The 17,202-nt window shown below is 64.1% G+C and carries 16 protein-coding genes and 1 pseudogene; 4 read left to right on the forward strand and 13 right to left on the reverse strand.

Annotated features, from left to right (window positions below; all coding sequences use genetic code 11):
- Positions 1–275 precede the first annotated feature (275 nt).
- On the forward strand, positions 276–2,048 hold the full coding sequence (locus EJ066_RS20225; protein WP_126041003.1) for a glucan ABC transporter ATP-binding protein/ permease: 1,773 nt from the start codon (positions 276–278) through the stop codon (positions 2,046–2,048).
- A gap of 103 nt (positions 2,049–2,151) precedes the next feature.
- The gene (locus EJ066_RS20230; protein WP_126041005.1) at positions 2,152–2,904 is read left to right on the forward strand and encodes a heme ABC transporter permease; all 753 of its coding nucleotides are present in this window, start codon (positions 2,152–2,154) and stop codon (positions 2,902–2,904) included.
- A 78-nt stretch (positions 2,905–2,982) separates the two neighbouring features.
- Here the strand turns inward: EJ066_RS20230 and EJ066_RS20235 are convergent, their stop codons facing one another.
- On the reverse strand, positions 2,983–4,041 hold the full coding sequence (locus tag EJ066_RS20235) for a D-TA family PLP-dependent enzyme (protein ID WP_126041007.1): 1,059 nt from the start codon (positions 4,039–4,041) through the stop codon (positions 2,983–2,985).
- Positions 4,042–4,183: 142 nt separating this feature from the next.
- On the opposite strand from EJ066_RS20235, the gene EJ066_RS20240 reads away from it, so the two are divergent.
- Positions 4,184–4,870: a D-lyxose/D-mannose family sugar isomerase gene (locus EJ066_RS20240; RefSeq protein WP_126041009.1), complete on the forward strand. Its 687-nt coding sequence runs from the start codon at positions 4,184–4,186 to the stop codon at positions 4,868–4,870.
- Positions 4,871–4,892: 22 nt separating this feature from the next.
- On the opposite strand, the gene EJ066_RS20245 is transcribed toward EJ066_RS20240, so the two are convergent.
- From EJ066_RS20245 to EJ066_RS20275, 7 genes are read right to left on the reverse strand one after another with little or no spacing between them, the layout of a single operon-like run.
- The gene (locus tag EJ066_RS20245) at positions 4,893–5,168 is read right to left on the reverse strand and encodes a hypothetical protein (RefSeq protein WP_189644326.1); all 276 of its coding nucleotides are present in this window, start codon (positions 5,166–5,168) and stop codon (positions 4,893–4,895) included.
- A 21-nt stretch (positions 5,169–5,189) separates the two neighbouring features.
- The gene (locus EJ066_RS20250) at positions 5,190–6,056 is read right to left on the reverse strand and encodes an RDD family protein (protein ID WP_126041011.1); all 867 of its coding nucleotides are present in this window, start codon (positions 6,054–6,056) and stop codon (positions 5,190–5,192) included.
- Positions 6,043–7,059 (reverse strand): stage II sporulation protein M, encoded by a 1,017-nt coding sequence (locus tag EJ066_RS20255; RefSeq protein ID WP_126041013.1) that lies wholly within the window; start codon positions 7,057–7,059, stop codon positions 6,043–6,045. The genes EJ066_RS20250 and EJ066_RS20255 overlap by 14 nt, the downstream gene beginning before the upstream one ends.
- Positions 7,056–8,366: a DUF58 domain-containing protein gene (locus EJ066_RS20260; RefSeq protein ID WP_126041015.1), complete on the reverse strand. Its 1,311-nt coding sequence runs from the start codon at positions 8,364–8,366 to the stop codon at positions 7,056–7,058. The genes EJ066_RS20255 and EJ066_RS20260 overlap by 4 nt, the downstream gene beginning before the upstream one ends.
- A complete protein-coding gene (locus tag EJ066_RS20265) occupies positions 8,363–9,319 on the reverse strand; it encodes a MoxR family ATPase (protein WP_126041017.1) in 957 nt (318 codons plus the stop codon). Before EJ066_RS20265 ends, EJ066_RS20260 begins: the two co-directional genes overlap by 4 nt.
- Positions 9,306–10,505: a DUF4350 domain-containing protein gene (locus tag EJ066_RS20270; RefSeq protein ID WP_126041019.1), complete on the reverse strand. Its 1,200-nt coding sequence runs from the start codon at positions 10,503–10,505 to the stop codon at positions 9,306–9,308. Before EJ066_RS20270 ends, EJ066_RS20265 begins: the two co-directional genes overlap by 14 nt.
- On the reverse strand, positions 10,502–11,119 hold the full coding sequence (locus EJ066_RS20275; protein WP_189644327.1) for a DUF4129 domain-containing protein: 618 nt from the start codon (positions 11,117–11,119) through the stop codon (positions 10,502–10,504). Before EJ066_RS20275 ends, EJ066_RS20270 begins: the two co-directional genes overlap by 4 nt.
- A 143-nt stretch (positions 11,120–11,262) precedes the next feature.
- Between EJ066_RS20275 and EJ066_RS20280 the strand changes: the two genes are divergently transcribed.
- On the forward strand, positions 11,263–12,027 hold the full coding sequence (locus EJ066_RS20280; protein WP_126041023.1) for a hypothetical protein: 765 nt from the start codon (positions 11,263–11,265) through the stop codon (positions 12,025–12,027).
- Positions 12,028–12,036: 9 nt separating this feature from the next.
- On the opposite strand, the gene EJ066_RS20285 is transcribed toward EJ066_RS20280, so the two are convergent.
- From EJ066_RS20285 to EJ066_RS20305, 5 genes and pseudogenes are all read right to left on the reverse strand, one after another.
- Positions 12,037–13,353 (reverse strand): aspartate aminotransferase family protein, encoded by a 1,317-nt coding sequence (locus EJ066_RS20285; protein WP_126043985.1) that lies wholly within the window; start codon positions 13,351–13,353, stop codon positions 12,037–12,039.
- Positions 13,354–13,497: 144 nt separating this feature from the next.
- Positions 13,498–14,142: pseudogene (locus EJ066_RS20290) on the reverse strand (N-formylglutamate amidohydrolase); the annotation flags it as partial.
- Positions 14,142–15,464 (reverse strand): glutamine synthetase, encoded by a 1,323-nt coding sequence (locus EJ066_RS20295; RefSeq protein WP_126041025.1) that lies wholly within the window; start codon positions 15,462–15,464, stop codon positions 14,142–14,144. The pseudogene EJ066_RS20290 and the gene EJ066_RS20295, both read right to left, overlap by 1 nt.
- Positions 15,461–16,108: an isochorismatase family cysteine hydrolase gene (locus tag EJ066_RS20300; RefSeq protein WP_126041028.1), complete on the reverse strand. Its 648-nt coding sequence runs from the start codon at positions 16,106–16,108 to the stop codon at positions 15,461–15,463. The genes EJ066_RS20295 and EJ066_RS20300 overlap by 4 nt, the downstream gene beginning before the upstream one ends.
- The gene (locus EJ066_RS20305) at positions 16,105–17,058 is read right to left on the reverse strand and encodes a MurR/RpiR family transcriptional regulator (protein ID WP_126041030.1); all 954 of its coding nucleotides are present in this window, start codon (positions 17,056–17,058) and stop codon (positions 16,105–16,107) included. The genes EJ066_RS20300 and EJ066_RS20305 overlap by 4 nt, the downstream gene beginning before the upstream one ends.
- Between the last annotated feature and the right edge of the window lie 144 nt (positions 17,059–17,202).

Raw genomic sequence — 17,202 nt, forward strand, 5'->3', positions numbered from 1 at the left:
CCGAAAAGCCGGTACAGGCTTTCGGGACACGTACATAACCACTTGCTGATTAAAATTGCGGCAGTGCTTCCAGCCTGCCACGATTTTGCCGCAAGGCTGACATTTTACCTTTTTTCTCAAACCGTTAGGTGATCACGGCAGATTTCGGAACGTCGCTATCTTTTGTTCGCGAAATGGGAACTGAAGAGGTACACGGGCATTGTTTCGCGACACGTCAACAGGTACGAGTCAGAAAATGATGCAGTGCACAATAACAATTTGCCGGAGTAGCTGAAGTGTCCCTTCTGCAAATCTACTGGAGAGCGCTCGGTTATCTCGCCGCCGACAGAAAACGCGTGGCGTTTATCTGCGGGGCGAATGTCGCGCTTGCCATTATCGCCATCCTTGAGCCGATCATGTTCGGACGGGTGATCGATGCTATTTCGGACCGCGGCTCGGTCTTCTCGACGCTCGGGCTGTGGGCCGGTATCGGCGCCTTCAACATCGTTGCCTTCGTCCTGGTGGCGCGCGGCGCGGACCGCTTTGCCCATGCACGGCGCAGCGATGTCCTTTGCGAGTCGTTCGAACGCGTGATCACCATGCCGCTTGCGTGGCATCATCAGCGCGGCACCTCCAATTCCCTGCATACGCTTCTGCGCGCGGTCGAGACCTTGTTCAGCCTCTGGCTCGAGTTCATGAGGCAGCATCTGTCCACCGCCGTTGCGCTGGTTCTGCTGGTGCCGACGGCGCTCAGCATGGACATTCGCATGTCGATGGTCCTGCTGGCGCTGGGCGCGCTCTACGTCGGAATCGGGCGGCTGGTGATGCGCCGTACCAAGGAAGGCCAGGCCTCCGTGGAGCGGCACTTCCACAAAGTGTTCGCGCATGTGAGCGACTCGGTCAGCAACGTCGCCGTGCTGCAGAGCTACAATCGCATCGGCCACGAGACCGACGCCTTGAAGCGCTATGTCAAGAATCTGCTCGATGCCCAGTATCCGGTGCTTGACTGGTGGGCATTGGCCAACGCTCTGCACCGCCTGTCGTCGACCATTTCGATGATGGTCGTGCTGTTGATCGGTTCCTATCTGGTCATGCATGGCCAATTGCGTATCGGTGACGTCATCGCCTTTACGGGCTTTGCCACGCTGCTGATTGCCAGGCTCGACCAGATGTCGGCCTTCGCCAACCAGATTTCGGAAGCCAGGGCCAAGCTCGAGGAATTTTATCGCCTTGAGGACTCTGCGGCCGACGTCGCCGAGCCGGATGGGTTGCGCGACCTCGTCAACGTCACTGGTCATGTGCGCTTTGAAGACGTCAGCTTCGAATTCGCCAATTCGGGGCAGGGCGTGCACGACGTGTCATTCGAGGTCCACGCTGGCCAGACGGTGGCTATCGTCGGTCCGACGGGCGCCGGCAAGACCACGCTCATCAATCTTTTGCAGCGCGTCTTTGCGCCGTCCAGCGGCCGTATCCTGATCGATGGCATCGATACCCGCACGGTGACCCGTAAGTCGCTGCGCCACTCGATCGCTACCGTGTTCCAGGATGCGGGCCTGCTCAACCGCTCGATCGAGGACAATATCCGCGTCGGACGCGCCGAGGCGACCTATGACGAGGTCCACGCCGCCGCCAATGCCGCAGCCGCGCAGGATTTCATCCTGTCGAAGAGCAACGGCTACGACACGGTCGTCGGCGAACGCGGCGGACAGCTTTCGGGAGGCGAGCGCCAGCGTATCGCGATCGCACGCGCCGTGCTGAAGGATTCGCCCATCCTGGTGCTCGACGAAGCGACCAGCGCGCTCGATGTCGAGACGGAAGACCGCGTCAAGGAAGCGATCGATGAGTTGCGGCGCGGCCGCACCACCTTCATCATTGCCCACCGCCTGACCACTGTTCGCGATGCCGATCTGGTCGTGTTCATGGACAAGGGCAAGGTGGTCGAAATGGGTGGCTTCACTGAGCTATCGCTGCGCAATGGCCGCTTTGCCAGCCTGCTGCGCGCCGGCGGTCTGCTCAACGACGAGGAAGTCCGTCGCCTCAGCCGCACCATCACGGACGAGGCCGCCTGAACAGGTGCTGCTTCCCTTCTCCCCTCGTGGGAGAAGGGAAGACCCCGCCTACGACACGGCGCTGTAGTTGCCCCAAACGCATCGGCGGTTTATGTAAAGCCGCATGAGTGATATGACTTCACGCCTCAGCGGCTGGATGGATTTCGCCAACCCGACGCGGTTTGTCGGGTTGGCCGACAAGGTGGTGCCGTGGCTGGCGACCAGTGCCACACTCATCCTGGCCGCCGGGCTCTATATGAGCTTCACGGCGCCGGAGGATTTCCAGCAAGGCATCACCGTGCGCATCATGTATATCCATGTGCCCTTCGCCTGGCTGGCCATGATGTGTTTCACGCTGATGGCGGTTTCCGCGTTGGGTACGCTGGTATGGCGCCATCCGCTGGCCGATGTCTCGCTGAAATCGGCGGCACCCATCGGCGCCGTCTTTACAGCGCTCGCGCTTATCACCGGTTCGATCTGGGGCAAGCCGATGTGGGGCACCTGGTGGGTGTGGGACGCGCGGCTGACCTCGGTCTTCGTGCTGTTTTTGATGTATCTCGGCATCATCGCGCTGACGCGGGCACTCGACGATGCCGCACGTGCCGCCTGGGCCGCCGCAATCATCACTCTGGTCGGCTTCATCAACATCCCGATCATCAAATTCTCGGTCGACTGGTGGAACACGCTGCATCAGCCGGCTTCGGTGTTCCGGCTCGGCGGGCCGACCATCGATCCCAGCCTGTTGTGGCCATTGCTGGTCATGGCTCTGGGTTTTACCGTGCTGTTCTTCGCGCTGCATCTGATGGCGATGCGCACCGAAATCCGGCGGCGCCGTGTCAATTCCATGCGCCGCATCGCAGCGAGGCAGGCTAACTGACCTCTGCCGAGTTCCTTCGCGCCCCTCCGGAAGGACAGAGGGGATGCTGTCCCGCCAGCGTTCTGAGAAATTCCGCACTCACCCCATGCGGCCGCGCGCCACCACCGGCAGCGTCTCCAGCACCCGTTCTCCGGCGATCAGGTGGACCTCGTCGAACAGATTGGTGACGACGCAGCAATGGTCGGGCACGACGCGCACGCGCTCGCCGATACGCAGCCTGGCGTCGCCGGAAAGCGTGATGTTGCCGTGCTCCTCGCTGAGGCCGGTGACGGTGGCGCCCGGAACGCCCAGCAATTCGCCGAAATCCGCAAGCCCTAACGTGTCGCTGGACAAGGCCTTGCTGCCAGCATCGAGAATGGCCCGTGTCGGCGTCGGATGGCTGACCACCGTAGACAGCACCGTCAGCGCGCAATCGTCGAGGCTTCCGACGCCTTTGGCCACCTGGTAGCGGTCGAGATAGATATACGTGCCGGGCCGGTATTCGGTGACGACGCTATCCTCGCCGGAACGCCACATGTCCGGCGTGCCGCCGCTGGAGATGCGTTCGCAGGCAAGGCCGGATGCGACGAGCGCCTGGCGCGCATCGGCGAGCCACGTCTCGGCCTCGGCGGCGCGGCCGGCCGCCGGATAGGTCATCAGCCCGCCGAAGGCCAGCCCCTTGGCCTTGTCGATCTCTCTGGCCAGTGCGACTGCCTCGCTGGCCGACTGGACGCCGCAGCGGCCCATGCCGGTGTCGCATTCCACCAACACCAGCAGCCGGTGGCCGGGATCGGTGAAGGTGGCCGCGAGACCGCCAAGCGTTTCCACGCTGTCTGATGTCACCGACAGCGTCACGCGGCCGTGCAGCGCCTTGAGGCGCTCCAGCTTGGCCCTGCCCAGAATGTTGTAAGGGAGAAAAATGTCGGTGAGGCCGGCATCGGCCATCACCTCGGCTTCACCGATCTTCTGGCAGGTGATGCCGACGGCGCCTGCTGCGACCTGCTTCTTTGCCCAGTAAGGCAGTTTGTGGGTCTTGATGTGCGGCCTGAGCTTCAGCCCGTGGCGGTCGGCATGGGCCTGCGCCCGCGCGATGTTGGCTTCGGCGCGGTCGACATCGATCAGGATCGCCGGCGTATCGAGGTCATCTATGCTGCGCATGGGATTGTCACCGTCAGGAATTCGCTCGAACTTATGGCCTTGATCGGACCGGATGTCATGAGGCCAGCTCATGCAGTTTACGTCGACACCGGATCGGTGTTCGGCTATTCGGTCAGGCACCGCCTGAAGAAGGATCACGACCATGAAACGTTCCACCGTCAACGACATCATCCGCGATGCCGACGCCTTCATCCGCTCGTTCGGCTACATCATGCCGCCCTTCGCCTATTGGTCGCCGGAAGAGATGAAGGCGCGCCGGCAGGATTCGTCGGCAATCTTCTCCTCACGGCTTGGCTGGGACATCACCGACTACGGGCAGGGCAAGTTCGACGAGCTCGGCCTCTTCCTGTTCACCGTTCGCAACGGTCGCTACGAGGACATGAAGAAGGGCATGGGCATGCTCTATGCCGAGAAGATCATGATCTCGCGCAAGGACCAGCTGTCGCCGATGCACCGCCACAACATCAAGGCCGAAGACATCATCAACCGTGGTGGCGGCAAGCTGGTGCTGGAACTGTTCATGCACGATCGCGATGGCGGCATCGATCCGAAGGCCGAGGTATCGGTGCCTGTCGACGGAACCATCCACAGGCTGCCGGCGGGCGGGCTCCTGAAGCTCGATCCGGGCCAGAGCGTCACGCTGCTGCCCGGCGTCTGGCACGCCTTCTGGGCCGAAGGCAAGGATGTGCTGATCGGCGAGGTGTCGACCGTCAATGACGATCTCACCGACAATGTCTTCCGCGAACCGATCGGCCGCTTCGCGGACATCGACGAGGATGTCGCGCCGCTGCACCTGCTCGTGTCCGATTACGAGAAGTGGGTGGGGTGAAGCAGGCGGCCACGCTGCCTCTCTATTTCGAGCGACTAAGGAGTCCCCGCAGCCTGCGCACTTCAGCAATCAGACGAGGGATGTCCTGCCAGGCGGCGGCCATGAAATCCTGATCCGCAGCCGTCGCGCCGGTCATTTCGATGTCTTCGCCGCGATCGGGGCCTTGCCCGGTTTGGATGAAATTCGATCCCCCGAGAAAATCCCGGCCCTCTACCCATGATTTCCATGGGGCGGGCTGGGTCGCGGCGGTTCGAGCGTCCATTTCCTGGAATTCGAGTTCGGATAGTGAAGAGTTCATTGCGGCCTCATCGGTTCGCGGCTACCGCGCGTACTTATCCGCCTTGCGGTTGCCGAGCAGCAGCTTGCGCTCGAGATGCGCCCTGAGCCCGCCGTAATAGGCAGTCAGGAAGGCCTTGGAATCGATCGGCTCGATCTTCACGCCGATCTTGCGTCCGATCGTTTCCGTCACCGTCCGCAGCGCGAAATAATCGTCGCGCCGCAGCACTTCCTCCAGTCTGTGCAGTTCGGCGATGCCATAGGCGTCGAGCTGGGCGTGGCTGAACTGAAAGGCCTTGGCGACCGGATCCTGCCTTGCCGACAGATCCTCCATCAGCGTGCGCTTCGGCGCCTCGACGACCCAGGTTCCCGCCAGCAGATCGCCAATCCGCATGCGGTCGCGATTGAAAAGCGGGAACAGGGCGAACAGCAGCGCCCACACCAGTCCGAAGACCGTCGTCAGCGTATCGGCGACGCCCATCCCACCGCGTCCGGCGATAATCGACAGCGGCAGAAAGACTTCGATCTCGCGCATCAGGTTGCGGGCAATGACCTGATCAACCGACAGGCCGGCTCCGCTGCGCGACGCCACCCTGACGCCGACGATCCGCTTGCCGGGAGTCGATGCGCGCCGGCCGGCCTCAAAGGCGATGAAATAGACGTTGCGCAGAAAGAAGATCAGGATGATCCAGACGATGAAAAGCGGCTGCATTTGATCGGTGCCAAGGCCTCTCACCCCGAACAGCGCGACAACCGTGACCACGATTGCAGCCGTGACGATGAACACGACATCGAGCAGGAAAGCGGCAGCCCGCGTGCCGGCATCGGCCAGCTTTATCTGGAGATCGACGCCTTCAGGCGTGATCAGCGAGCGTGTCGTCGCCTGTGCTGTGCGTCTAGCGGTCGCCATTCCGCACCACCTGGAACAGGTAGAAATAGCCGACCCATAGCGCGAGCATGCCGCCGCCAATGGCATAGCGCGCGACATCGCCGGTGATCGTCTGCCTGCCGATGCCCTCGAGCAGCCCGGCAAACAGCAGCATGACCGAAACGCCAACCATCGCGGTCGCCGCGACGCGTCCCGCGTGGGCCGCCGCCGTCATGCGGGAGAACTCACCGGGAAAGGCGATGCGCGTGCCGATGCGCATGCCGGCAGCGCCGGCCAGTGCGATGGCGAACAATTCGGTGGTGCCGTGAATGGCCAGCCAGCCGCCGAGCTCCGTGCCAAGCCCCTTTGCCCAGTAGACTTGGAACAGCGCGCCGAGCATGCAGCCGTTGAACAGCATCAGCAGCACCGTCGGCATCGCAAAGGCGAAGCCAAGCGCAAAGGCCAGGATTGCGACCTGGACGTTGTGCGTGAAAAGGTAGGCGGCAAAACCCGATAGAAAGCCATTGTCGCCATCATAGAGCATCCCGCGCAGCAACTCGGCCGAAGCATCGGGGCCACGGCCTCCCGCCAGACCAGACGGAATGATCGCGTCAAACCAATCCTTGTCGGACGCCACCAGCCAGGCGCCGGCGCCGACGCCGACAAACATCAGCGCCACCGACACCAGCGTCTCGCGCCATAAATCGCGGATGGCACCGGGCCAGTCATACAGAAAGAAATCGCCAATGCGCTGCCGCAGTCCGCGGCGTGCCCCATAGAGATAGAAGTAACCCCGCAGCGACAGGGATTCGAGATAGGCGATCAGCGCGCTGTCGAGGGATGTCGCTCTCGCTACCGAAAGGGAGGACAATGCCGACCGGTAGAGCAACGGCAGCGACAGCAGCTCTTCTTCCGACAGCGTTCGCGGCGCGCGCTTCTCAACGCGGGCGAGAAGCGCCTCGAACGCCTTCCAGTCGGCCTCGCGCTCCCGACGGAAGCTAGCCAGCGACTGGCGTACGGCATCGCCGCGTACCGGCACAGTCACAACAAATCCTCCTGCTTGAACTGCAGGTAGCGCTCGACCAGCGCCGGTCCCAGCCTTTGATGGTCGGCTTCGATCACATGCGCGCCAAGCAGCCGCAACCGGCCGATGACGACCTGCCTTTCGCGCAAAAGCCCGCCGGCAACGACGGCGCGGGCGACATCCTCGCCGGACCGGGGCGGCATGTCGGCCAAGGCCTCCAACTCGACATCCCTCATCATCATGAACAGCACCAGATGCCGCTCGGTGAGCCGGCCGACGGTGCGCAGCATCAATTCCGCGCTGATCGGATCGACGAAGTCGGTGAAGATGATCACCAGCGAGCGCCGGTCGAGTCGCGCCGCAAGCGTGGTCAGCGCCAGGGTGAAATTGGTCTCCTCATTGGAATAGTCGATCTCCGCCGCTCGTTTCTGGATCATCGCGAAACTGGCGGAGCCGCGCACCGCGCCGCTTGAGACGCGCGGCCGCGCATCGAAGCCGAACAGGCTGACCATGTCGCCGCCCTTGAGCGCGATGAACGCCGACAGCAAGGCGGCCGTCACCGCCCGGTCCACCTTCGGCACGCCGTCGACCGGCTCGCACATCAGCCGTCCGCTGTCGATGGCCAACACGATGTTGTTGTTTTCCTCGATACGGAACTCGCGCGCCAGAAGCTTGCCATGGCGAGCGCTGCGCTTCCAGTCGATCATCCGCCGGCCCATGCCCGGCTGATAATCCTTGAGCGCCTCGAATTCCCGGCCCTGGCCGGCCCGGCGCTGCGCGTGCCCGTCGGGCAAGGCCTCGCGCTGCAGCAACGTGATTGCCTGGTCGCGGGCGCTGCTTACGTCGGGCAACACCGCCACCTTGCTGTCCATCGGCAGAATGACCTGGTTCCAGACCAGTCCGAACGGCCCGCGCCAGCGCACCCACAGACGATCGAAGCTGGCGATGCCGCGCCGCAGCGCCTGAAACCGAAGGTCGAGCGATCCGCCGTCGCTGGTCGGGGCCAGGGCTCCGCCGGTGCGGCCTATTGGCGCCAGGCGCTCGTCATGGCCGACGCGCGCCTCCAGCGTCCGCGGCCGGCCCGAAAAACGGGTGGCGACATGGACGGTGAACTCTCCACCAACGCCGACCTGCGGCGGCGCGTGGAGGCTGGCCGTCAGCGATGCCCGGCCGTGTCCTGCCGCGGCGTCCACCGCCAGGAAGGCGAGCAGCAAGCAGATCCACAGCAATCCGAGATACCACAATGACGGCACCGCCAGCGCGACCAGGAAGGCCGGCACCGCGCCTGCCGCCGCCGTCCATACTGCTCGGCCACTCGGATAGATCAACGTGGCGCTTCCGTCTGGTCGACCAGGTCGGAGACGATCTGCTCGACCAGGCGGCCATCGATCTGAGCAGCCGGCGACAGGATGACGCGATGGCGCAGCGCCGGCACCGCCAGCGCCTTGACGTCGTCGGGGATCACATAGGCGCGGCCGTCCAGCGCCGCCCGCGCTCGTGCCGCCCGGGCCAGCATGGCGCCCGCGCGTGGACTGGCTCCGACTTCCAGGTCCGGGCTTTCGCGTGTGGCGCGCACCAGAGCCGCGATGTAACCGACGACGTCGTCGACAAGCGTTACGGAGCCGACGGTGGCGAGCGCGGCCTCCAGTGCCTTGCGGTCCGCCTGGGCCTTGATGCCGTACTGCGCGATGTCATGCGAAGCGGAGCCGCCGCCGTGATGGATGATGATGGCCCGTTCTTCCTCGGGGCCGGGATAGCTGACCCGGTGCTTGAACAGGAAGCGGTCGAGCTGTGCCTCGGGCAGGGGATAGACGCCCTGATGCTCGATCGGGTTCTGGGTCGCGACCACCATGAAGTGACGGCCCAGCGAATGCGTGGTGCCGTCAAAGGTGACCGCATGCTCCTGCATCGCCTCCAGCAGCGCTGCCTGCGTCTTCGGCGGCGTGCGGTTGATCTCGTCGGCAAGCAGAAGGTCGCAGAAGATCGGACCGCGCGTCAGCGTGAACTGTCCGGTCTGGAAATTGTAGATGTTCGATCCGACGATGTCGCCAGGCATCAGGTCCGGGGTGAACTGGATGCGTCCGTAAGCGATGCCCAGAGCTTGCGCGAAGCAGCGCGCGGTCATTGTCTTGGCCGTGCCCGGAGGGCCTTCCAACAGGATATGCCCGCCGGCGAACAAGGCGGTCAGCATCAGGTCGACCGTGTCGTGCTGCCCGGTGATCGCCTTGGCCACTTCTTCCCTGATCCGTGTCGCCAGGGCCTTCACATCATCGACGTTCACCGAGCCTCCTTGCCGTCCAATCGTGCAGCCGCTCCGCTGCTTCGTGCATTTGCGTCAGGCTCTTCGCCTCGCCGGTGGCTTGCGCCCGCGCGGTAAATCCGCCGACCTCGTCCTTATCGCGAGAATCGAGCCAGTGGTCGAGTGCTTCGCCTTGCAGCCCATGTGGGGCGCCCAGCAGCGCGCCGGCGCGCACCCGTGCCAAGGCTGCGTAGCGGTCCCCCAGTTCCTCCAGCCGCCCGGCCCGCCGCAACAGCATTGCCGTTGTGTCCACCAGCGCGCGCTTGCCGAAGGCTATAGCGCGCGATTCAGCACGCGCTGGGCCGAAACGGCCAAGGCCATGCAGGAACGCCAGCGCCGCCGCGATCAGGATCGTCAGTGTCAGCGCCAGGAACGGCGGCTCGACCAAAAGCTTGGCGAGATCGTATTTGCGGCCCGCGCCATGCAGCGTCAGATCGAACATCACCCGGCCTTCTTCGGGCTGCAGGAAGGCGATCAGCTTCAGCGCCGCCGCGGCCCTGTCGGGATCCTTGAGCCCGGCATTGTTGATCAGGTCGGGGTCGGTCAGGATGTAGAACGGCTTGTCTTCCACCTCGGTCAGCACGGCCTTGCCGTTGCCGGCTGCAATGAGCGGGGCTTGGTCGGGCACCCATTGCAGCTGATCGGGAACGTTGACCATCTGGCCCGCGACATCGAACTGCTTCACCGTGCTCTCGCCATTGCCGATCTTCGCGTTGGCGATCCGGCCGAGCCAGCTATTGATTACCGAATCGGGCAGCCGCTCTGTTTTCATCTCCCATCCCTCGTGGTGCCATAGCGGCATGGTCTGCCATTTGGGCAACACGAACAGTGTGTCCAGTTCCTCACGAAACTCGATGATGCGGCTGAGCGCTTCGGGATCGCTGTCGGGCGAAATGGTGACGATCATCAAGGCGGGATCGGTCAGGTCGCTTTCGTTGCGCGCCATGGAGGGTGAATCGCCGGTCAGGCGCAGCCATTTCGCCAGCCCTGCATAACCGGAGCCACCGCTGGACAGCGGCGTCGCCCCGCCATCGCTGGGCTGCCTGAAATCGGGAGCATAGGTGGACAGCAGGAAGAAGCCTGCCGCCGCGAGCAGGCTGGCGAAAATCCCCCAGAACAGCGTTCTTCGATTGAACGGTTCGTGCGCCTCGATCGCCGGTGCGCTCATGTCCAGGCATCCCGAAAGGCGAAACGCTCATAGGCGCCGCGCGCCTGTTGCCAGCCTTCGGCGCCGACCGGTCGGCTCGCGAACAGCGCGGCCTCGACGATGCGCGCGATCTCGGTGAATGCGTGGCGAGCCCGTGCCGGCAGGGAAGGGGCATTGGCGATGTCGCGCGCCGTTAGCGACGGCCGCAGGAAGTCGGGCAGCCGTCCGGCAATATCGGCGACGCTGCGGCGAAGCAGGAGATGGACCGCTTCGTCATAGTCGCCCCGCGCCGCCAACACGTCGGCCTCCGACAGCAGGATCTGCGCGGCGCCGGCATCGGGGCGCCAGACTTCCTCAGCTTCGATCTCGTGCTTTGCCCGCCGCCACGGCAGACGCCAGGCGACGCCTTTCACCTCAAGCACGATCAATAACAGGATGATCGCGGCACCCGATATCACCGCCCCCCAGAACAGATAGATCATGTAGGGGCCGAGCCAGGACAACAGGTCCGCCAAGGGCTTCAGCCATTCCGGCGGTTTGGGCGGCACATAGGCCGGCAGATCGAACTGGATCGAATCGTCCGCAAGCAACTGCTTGTGCAGTTCCACCAGCCCCCCGATGTCCGGCTCTGCCACTTCACCGCTCCCCACGCAACCTGCGGTTCCACGTGGACACTGGCAATGCTGCAAGACAATTGCAAGCGCGTCCAACCACAAGTATCAATCTTGGCGAATTATACTTTCTGATTTCGGATATCTATGAGCAGGGGGTAATATACATGGCTTCAATCGCCAGCGAGCGACCGGACAAGTTCCGCATCGGCAGGGTTTTCAACGACAGCTTTGCGGTCATCAGCCGAAATCCCGTCCTTTGCCTCGGGCTGGCAGTGCTGTTTTCGGGTTTGCCGACACTCCTCTACCAGCTTTGGATCTGGGAATCGGTGACCGGCATCGGGACAACCGCCCCGGAATTCTCGGCCCAACGCGTCACTTTCACGGTCGTTGCCGTGCTGATTTCCATGGTGCTGGCGGCCATTTTGCAGGCGGCGCTGGTGCGCGGGGCCATCGAGGATCTGAACGGCAAGCGGCCTGCGATAGGCGATTGCATCGGGACGGCGCTTTCCCTCCTGTTGCCGGTAATAGGCATTGCAGTGCTGGTCACGCTTGGCGCCGGACTGGGCTTCATGTTTCTCATCGTTCCCGGCATCATATTGTGGCTTCGCTGGTCGGTCGCCGTGCCGGCTTTGGTTCAGGAGCGGCTGGGGGTGCTCGGCAGCATGAAGCGCAGTCGCGACCTGACCAAGGGGAGCCGTTGGGCGCTGTTCGGATTCTGGATCATCCTGATCATCGCCGCGATCGCCATCCAGCTCGTGCTCAGCCAACTCGTCACGATTTTCGGCATGACTGTGGCCCTCGTCCTGGACGCCCTGGTGACATCAGTCGTGTCCGTGGTGACGTCGGTCGCCCCGGCGGTCAGCTATGTCGAACTGCGCGAGGTCAAGGAAGGCACGAGCGTCAACGAACTGGCGGAAATCTTCTCATAGCGGGCCGATCTACCACATCATGAAGGAAGCGACATCCGCGTCGGAAACCTTGCCTGCCGTCACGTCGGCGATCGCCTGATCGACGATGGCTGCGCCTTCAGTCGCCTCGTCCTCGGTCAGCGTCAGCGGCGGCATGAATTCGAGCACGTTGGCCTTCAGTCCGACATAGCTGAAGGCCGCGCCCAGTTCGTAGCCGCGATAGATGATCTTGGCCGTCGTTGTCGCCGCGACCGGCTCGCGTGTCTTGCGGTCCTTGACCAGATCGACGCCGACGGCAAGGCCGCGCCCGCGCACGTCGCCGACGATCTCGTGTTTGGCGCCGAGCACCCGCAGCGCATCTGAGAACAGCTTGCCGACGCGCGCCGAGCGCTCGATCAGCCTGTCCGCCTCGATCACCTTCAGCACAGCGTTGCCGGCGGACGCCGCCACGGGGTTGCCGGCGGTGGTCTGCAGCGCGAAGGCCGGTGCGTGGTCCATGATCTCCTTCGGGCCGATGACCGCCGACAGCGGCAGGCCGCCGCCGATGCCCTTGCCGAACACGACGAGATCGGGCGTCAATCCTTCATGCTGGAAACAATGCATCATGCCGCTGCGGGCCAACCCGACCTTGACCTCGTCGACAACGATCTTGATGCCATGCCTGCGGCAACGCTCCTGCAACGCCTTGAGGAAGCCGGGCGGCGGCACGATCAGCCCGCCATCCGACATCAGCGGTTCGATGAACACCGCCGCGACCTGATGCGGCGGGCAGGTGGTCTCGAACTGGTAGTCGAGCAGAGCGAGAACGTCCTCGGCGCTGAATCGCGGCCGGAACGGATCGGGGTAGGGGAGCAGAAGCACGCCCGGCCTTGGCAGCGTGTGGGTCATGGCTGTATGGCCGCTGATGCCCATCGAGCCGGAGAGGTTGCCGTGATAGGAGCCGATGAAGGAGATGAAGCGCGAACGGCCGGTCGCCGCCTGCAACACACGCACCGCGCAATCATTGGCGTCCGACCCGGAATGGCCGAACCAGACGCGCCGCTCACCGTTGCCGGGCGTGATGGCAAGCAGCCGCTCGGCCAGCGAAACCGCCGGTTCGTTCGGGTAGAGCAAGAGGCTGGCGCCGGCCATGTCGCGAATAGACGCCTCGACCGCGGCGACGATTGCCTTGTGGCCGTAGCCGAGGATCGCCGGACCGGCCGAGCCGGACAGGTCGAGCAGCGAGCGGCCGCCTTCCTCGATCAGCCGGTTGCCCTGGCCGCCGACGACGCTGAGCGGCGAGAAGCGCAGCTTGCCGATTTGGGCGATGATTGCCGCGTCGCGCTCACGCAGGCTGAGATTGCTCATGACGCCTTCTTCTTCCTTCTTCTGCTGCGCCAGCAAGGCAGCTGCCAGGCGGTCCGCCCATGCCTCGATGCCGGAGCGGCTCGACAACAGATCCTGCCGGATCTCGATGAGGACGGCGGGAATGCCGCGATCGTCGCCATGGATGGGCACGGCGTAGTCGGCATCGCGGCTGATCACGTAAGGCACGTTGGCCGCGACGTTGAGCGCTGCGTCGATGCGCAGGGCGGAAAGGATCGCGTCGCCGAATTCGCCGGCGCGGTCGTAAAGCACGCCGGCATGCCATGGCCTGGAAATCCCGAGGAAGACCGGCGTGAAGCTGTGGATCGTCGCGATCCGTGTCGGCCTGCCGTCCTTCGACCGGCGGTCGAGATGGGCGGCCACCCGGTCATGGAAAGGCGTGAACATGATCTCGGCGCGGCGGGCCCGCTCCGCCGGATCGAGCCCGACATTGCCGGGAATATCGGTGTCTTCCGATAGGACCGGAATGCTGCCATTGGTGCCTAGCGGCCGGTTGAGGTCGATCAGCAGCCGCGAATAACCGCTGAGGAAGGCCGGCGCGTCGAGCAGCACCGACAGACGGCGCGTCACTTCGGCGGCGCCGATGTCCCAGGCGATGTGGCGCTGCAAATGGCTGATATCGAGCCCCAGCTGTCCATATTCCGCCGGAATATGGTTGGATGCATGCTCGCACAACAGCACGATGTCGGAGCGCCCGCTTTCGTTAAGAACTTCGACGGCAGCCGGCCAATTCTTTTCAGGCTGGATGGCGTTTTCAGGCTGCGCGGCCATCAATAAAGCGTCCGGTAGAGGTCGCAGACAGCCACCGGATCGAGACCGGCAAGGCGCTCTGTCTCATGCCGCTTGAGGCCGACGAAAGTCTCGACGAAGACCGGTGCGAACCATCCGGTGACGGTTCGGTCGGCGGTGAGCGCGTCGAGCGCCGCCGGCAGGGTTTCAGGCAGGCGTACGAGACCGAGCTTCTTGCGCTCCGCCTCGCTCATCAGCGTCGGGTCGCCGGTGACCAGCGGTGGTGCCGGCAGCTTGGCCTTCAGCCCTTCCAGTCCCGCGCGCACGATGGCCGCCAGCGACAGATAGGGATTGCCGGTGGCGTCGGCGGCCCGGTATTCGATGTTGTATTGCCGCGCCGGATCGCGCCCGCCGATCGTCACCGTCGGGCAGATGCGTAAGGACGCCTCGCGATCGCGATCGGCAAGCCAGGTGTAGGACGAGCTCCAGCTATGCGGCTTCAGCCGGTAGTAGGACGACACACTCGCCGCCGTCATGGCGGTGATACCGGGCAGATGGCGCAGCACGCCGGCACAGAAGGCGCCGGCCTGGCTGGAAAGACCGCCCGGCCGCGTCGCATCGTAGGTCGCCGGCTTGCCGGCCTCGTCGACGAAGCTGAAATGGATATGGACGCCGTTGCCGACGGCATCGGGAGCAGGTTTCGGTGTGAAGCTGGCGCGCCAGCCGGCATTGCGCGCCACTTCGCGGGTGATTTCTCGGATGGCAACGGCGCGGTCGGCTGCGGCAAGCGCGTCGGCCGGCTCGTGCGTCACCTCGAACTGGTCGGCACCGAATTCGGCGATGACCACTTCGGGCGCCACGCCCGCTTCCTCCAGCGCCGCCATCAGATTGGGCGCAAACGGGTCGGCGCGGCGCAGCGCGGCGAACGACATCGAATGACCCAGCCCGAAGCCGGCGTCGGCGATGTGGAACTCATGCTCGAAGGCGGCGACCAGGGAAAGCCCGGTCGCGGCCTTCAGTTCCGCCAGCGCGTCTATCAGCATGGTGCGCGTGCAGCCGACCCAAGGGCCGCCGTCGAGTTCGACGATGTTGCCGACGACCATGTCGAAGGGCGTCGCCGATCCGGTCAGCACTGTCCGAAAACGCGCGTTGAGATCGGGCACCAGCCGCACGTCGCCGGACGAACCCCAGGGATTGGGATCGACGATGGAATTGAACGGCGTCAGCGACAGATTGGCCTGCAGCCAGCCGACGCCGGTGGCGGCGATCTTCTGCAGCTTGCTTTCGACGACCGAGCGGCCGCGCGTGATGGCGGAGAGATCGGTGGTGACGACGGCAACGAGCGGTTCGACGGTCGATGTCATGCGGCTTTTCCCAAGGCTTCGAAGCGATCGACGACGGTGGCCGTATCGGTGACCCAGCAATAGCCGCCGAAGGCCATGAGCGCGCCGTCATGGCGCTCCTGCGTGGCGGCGGCGCAGGCATCCGACACGCAAGTGACGAGATAGCCGCGGTCGGCGGCGTCGCGCACCGCCATGTCGACGCACTGGTCGGTCATGATGCCGGCAACGATCAGGTAACGCACGCCGAGATTCTTCAGCACATAGTCGATATTGGTCGAGTTGAAGACGCCGGACGACGTCTTCGGCAGCATGATCTCGTCGCCGACCGGCGCCAGCGATGGCACCGGCAAGCCCTCCGGCAGGCTGGGAGCGATATGGATCGGCGTCAGCTTGTGATCAAGCGAGCGGTCGCGGCCGTCTTCCGTCAGGCTCTGGATGATGGTGTGGATCACCTCGACGCCATTGGCGCGGGCCGCCGCCAGCAGGCGCTCCTGGTTGGGGATCGTCTGCGATGCCGTCTGCCGGTAGAAATAGTGGTCGGGGCCGCGCTCCGGATGCGACGGATCGGCGCCGGGCTCCAGCCAGATGCGCTGCATGTCGACCACGAGCAACGCGGTTTCGCCGGCCCGGAACGGCTCGTTTCGTTTTGGCAGTGGTTGCGTCATGCTTTCTGGCCCTGCTTTGTTGATTTGGTTTGGGCGGATTTAGGTTGGGCCGATTTGGGCCCGGGCGTCCTACGCGCCCCGTTCTCTTCGAGACCGGCGCTGTCGAGGGTCACGGCATTGGCATGCCGCACGTCTTCGAGCCTCTCGATGCGTTCGCGAGCGGCATCGCCCAGCGAGGAGACGATCTGGGCGACCAGCGCCTCCATCTGCGCGATCGCCGGCGCCAGCGTGTCATAGGGCGAGGCGACTTCCAGCGGACTGACGATGGTAACCTCGGCGAGATCGGCGATCGGCGACAGCCACTGGTCGGTGAACAGCACGATGCGCACGTCGCGCGCCGCCGCCTGCCTGGCGTAGTCGATGACGTCGAACTGGTAGCGGCGATAATCGAAAACGACCAATACGTCACGGCGGCCGAGATCGGCCAGCGTGTCGAAAGCCTGTGCCGACAGCGTGCCGAGGTCGCGCACGCCCGGCCTGAACTGCAGCATGTAGCCGGCGAACATGCTGGCGATATGGCGGCTGAAACGACCGCCGAGCATAACCACCTCACCCTTGGTCTCCATCAGCAAACGGGCGGCGCGCTCGTAGCTCTGCAGCGGCGTCAGGCTGACGGATTTCTCGAGCGCGGCGCCGACGGAGCCAAGATAGGCGAGGATGGCGCTGTCTTCAGCGCCTGTCGGCCGCTTGGCCTCCATCATCAGCAGGGGCGAATGCAGCCTGGCCTCGACCTCCGCCAGAAGCTTGGCCTGAAAATCCGGGAAGCCATCATAGCCGAGCTTCACCACCAGCCTGACCACGGTTGGGTCGCTGACGCCGGCGCGCCGGGCGAGTGACGAAGCAGTGCCAAGGCCGGAGGTCGGATAGTCGGTCAAAAGCAGCCGGACGATCTTTTCCTCCGACGGCGTCAGCACAATATCCCCGCGCATCAGAACGTCGCGTATCGCCATTGGCCTCCCCGAATTCGGTGTTCCTTCGTTGTGTCGAGTTTATTACAGAGAATTTAATTTCGGTCAACAATGAAGAGATGTTGACATAGCCGGACGACTGGTCTTAGCTTTGTCGGAAAGCAGCCAGAGACTGTGGGGAACAGC

Origin of the sequence: Mesorhizobium sp. M9A.F.Ca.ET.002.03.1.2, from assembly GCF_003952365.1 — a bacterium.
Classification (GTDB): domain Bacteria; phylum Pseudomonadota; class Alphaproteobacteria; order Rhizobiales; family Rhizobiaceae; genus Mesorhizobium.

What these genes read in the sequence shown, in the direction of transcription:
- EJ066_RS20230 (WP_126041005.1), top strand. Translation starts at nt 2,152, where the DNA reads ATGAGTGATATGACTTCACGCCTCAGCGGCTGGATGGATTTCGCCAAC.
- EJ066_RS20235 (WP_126041007.1), bottom strand. Translation starts at nt 4,041, where the DNA reads ATGCGCAGCATAGATGACCTCGATACGCCGGCGATCCTGATCGATGTC.
- EJ066_RS20240 (WP_126041009.1), top strand. Translation starts at nt 4,184, where the DNA reads ATGAAACGTTCCACCGTCAACGACATCATCCGCGATGCCGACGCCTTC.
- EJ066_RS20245 (WP_189644326.1), bottom strand. Translation starts at nt 5,168, where the DNA reads ATGAACTCTTCACTATCCGAACTCGAATTCCAGGAAATGGACGCTCGA.
- EJ066_RS20250 (WP_126041011.1), bottom strand. Translation starts at nt 6,056, where the DNA reads ATGGCGACCGCTAGACGCACAGCACAGGCGACGACACGCTCGCTGATC.
- EJ066_RS20270 (WP_126041019.1), bottom strand. Translation starts at nt 10,505, where the DNA reads ATGAGCGCACCGGCGATCGAGGCGCACGAACCGTTCAATCGAAGAACG.
- EJ066_RS20280 (WP_126041023.1), top strand. Translation starts at nt 11,263, where the DNA reads ATGGCTTCAATCGCCAGCGAGCGACCGGACAAGTTCCGCATCGGCAGG.
- EJ066_RS20285 (WP_126043985.1), bottom strand. Translation starts at nt 13,353, where the DNA reads ATGAGCAATCTCAGCCTGCGTGAGCGCGACGCGGCAATCATCGCCCAA.
- EJ066_RS20295 (WP_126041025.1), bottom strand. Translation starts at nt 15,464, where the DNA reads ATGACATCGACCGTCGAACCGCTCGTTGCCGTCGTCACCACCGATCTC.
- EJ066_RS20300 (WP_126041028.1), bottom strand. Translation starts at nt 16,108, where the DNA reads ATGACGCAACCACTGCCAAAACGAAACGAGCCGTTCCGGGCCGGCGAA.
- EJ066_RS20305 (WP_126041030.1), bottom strand. Translation starts at nt 17,058, where the DNA reads ATGGCGATACGCGACGTTCTGATGCGCGGGGATATTGTGCTGACGCCG.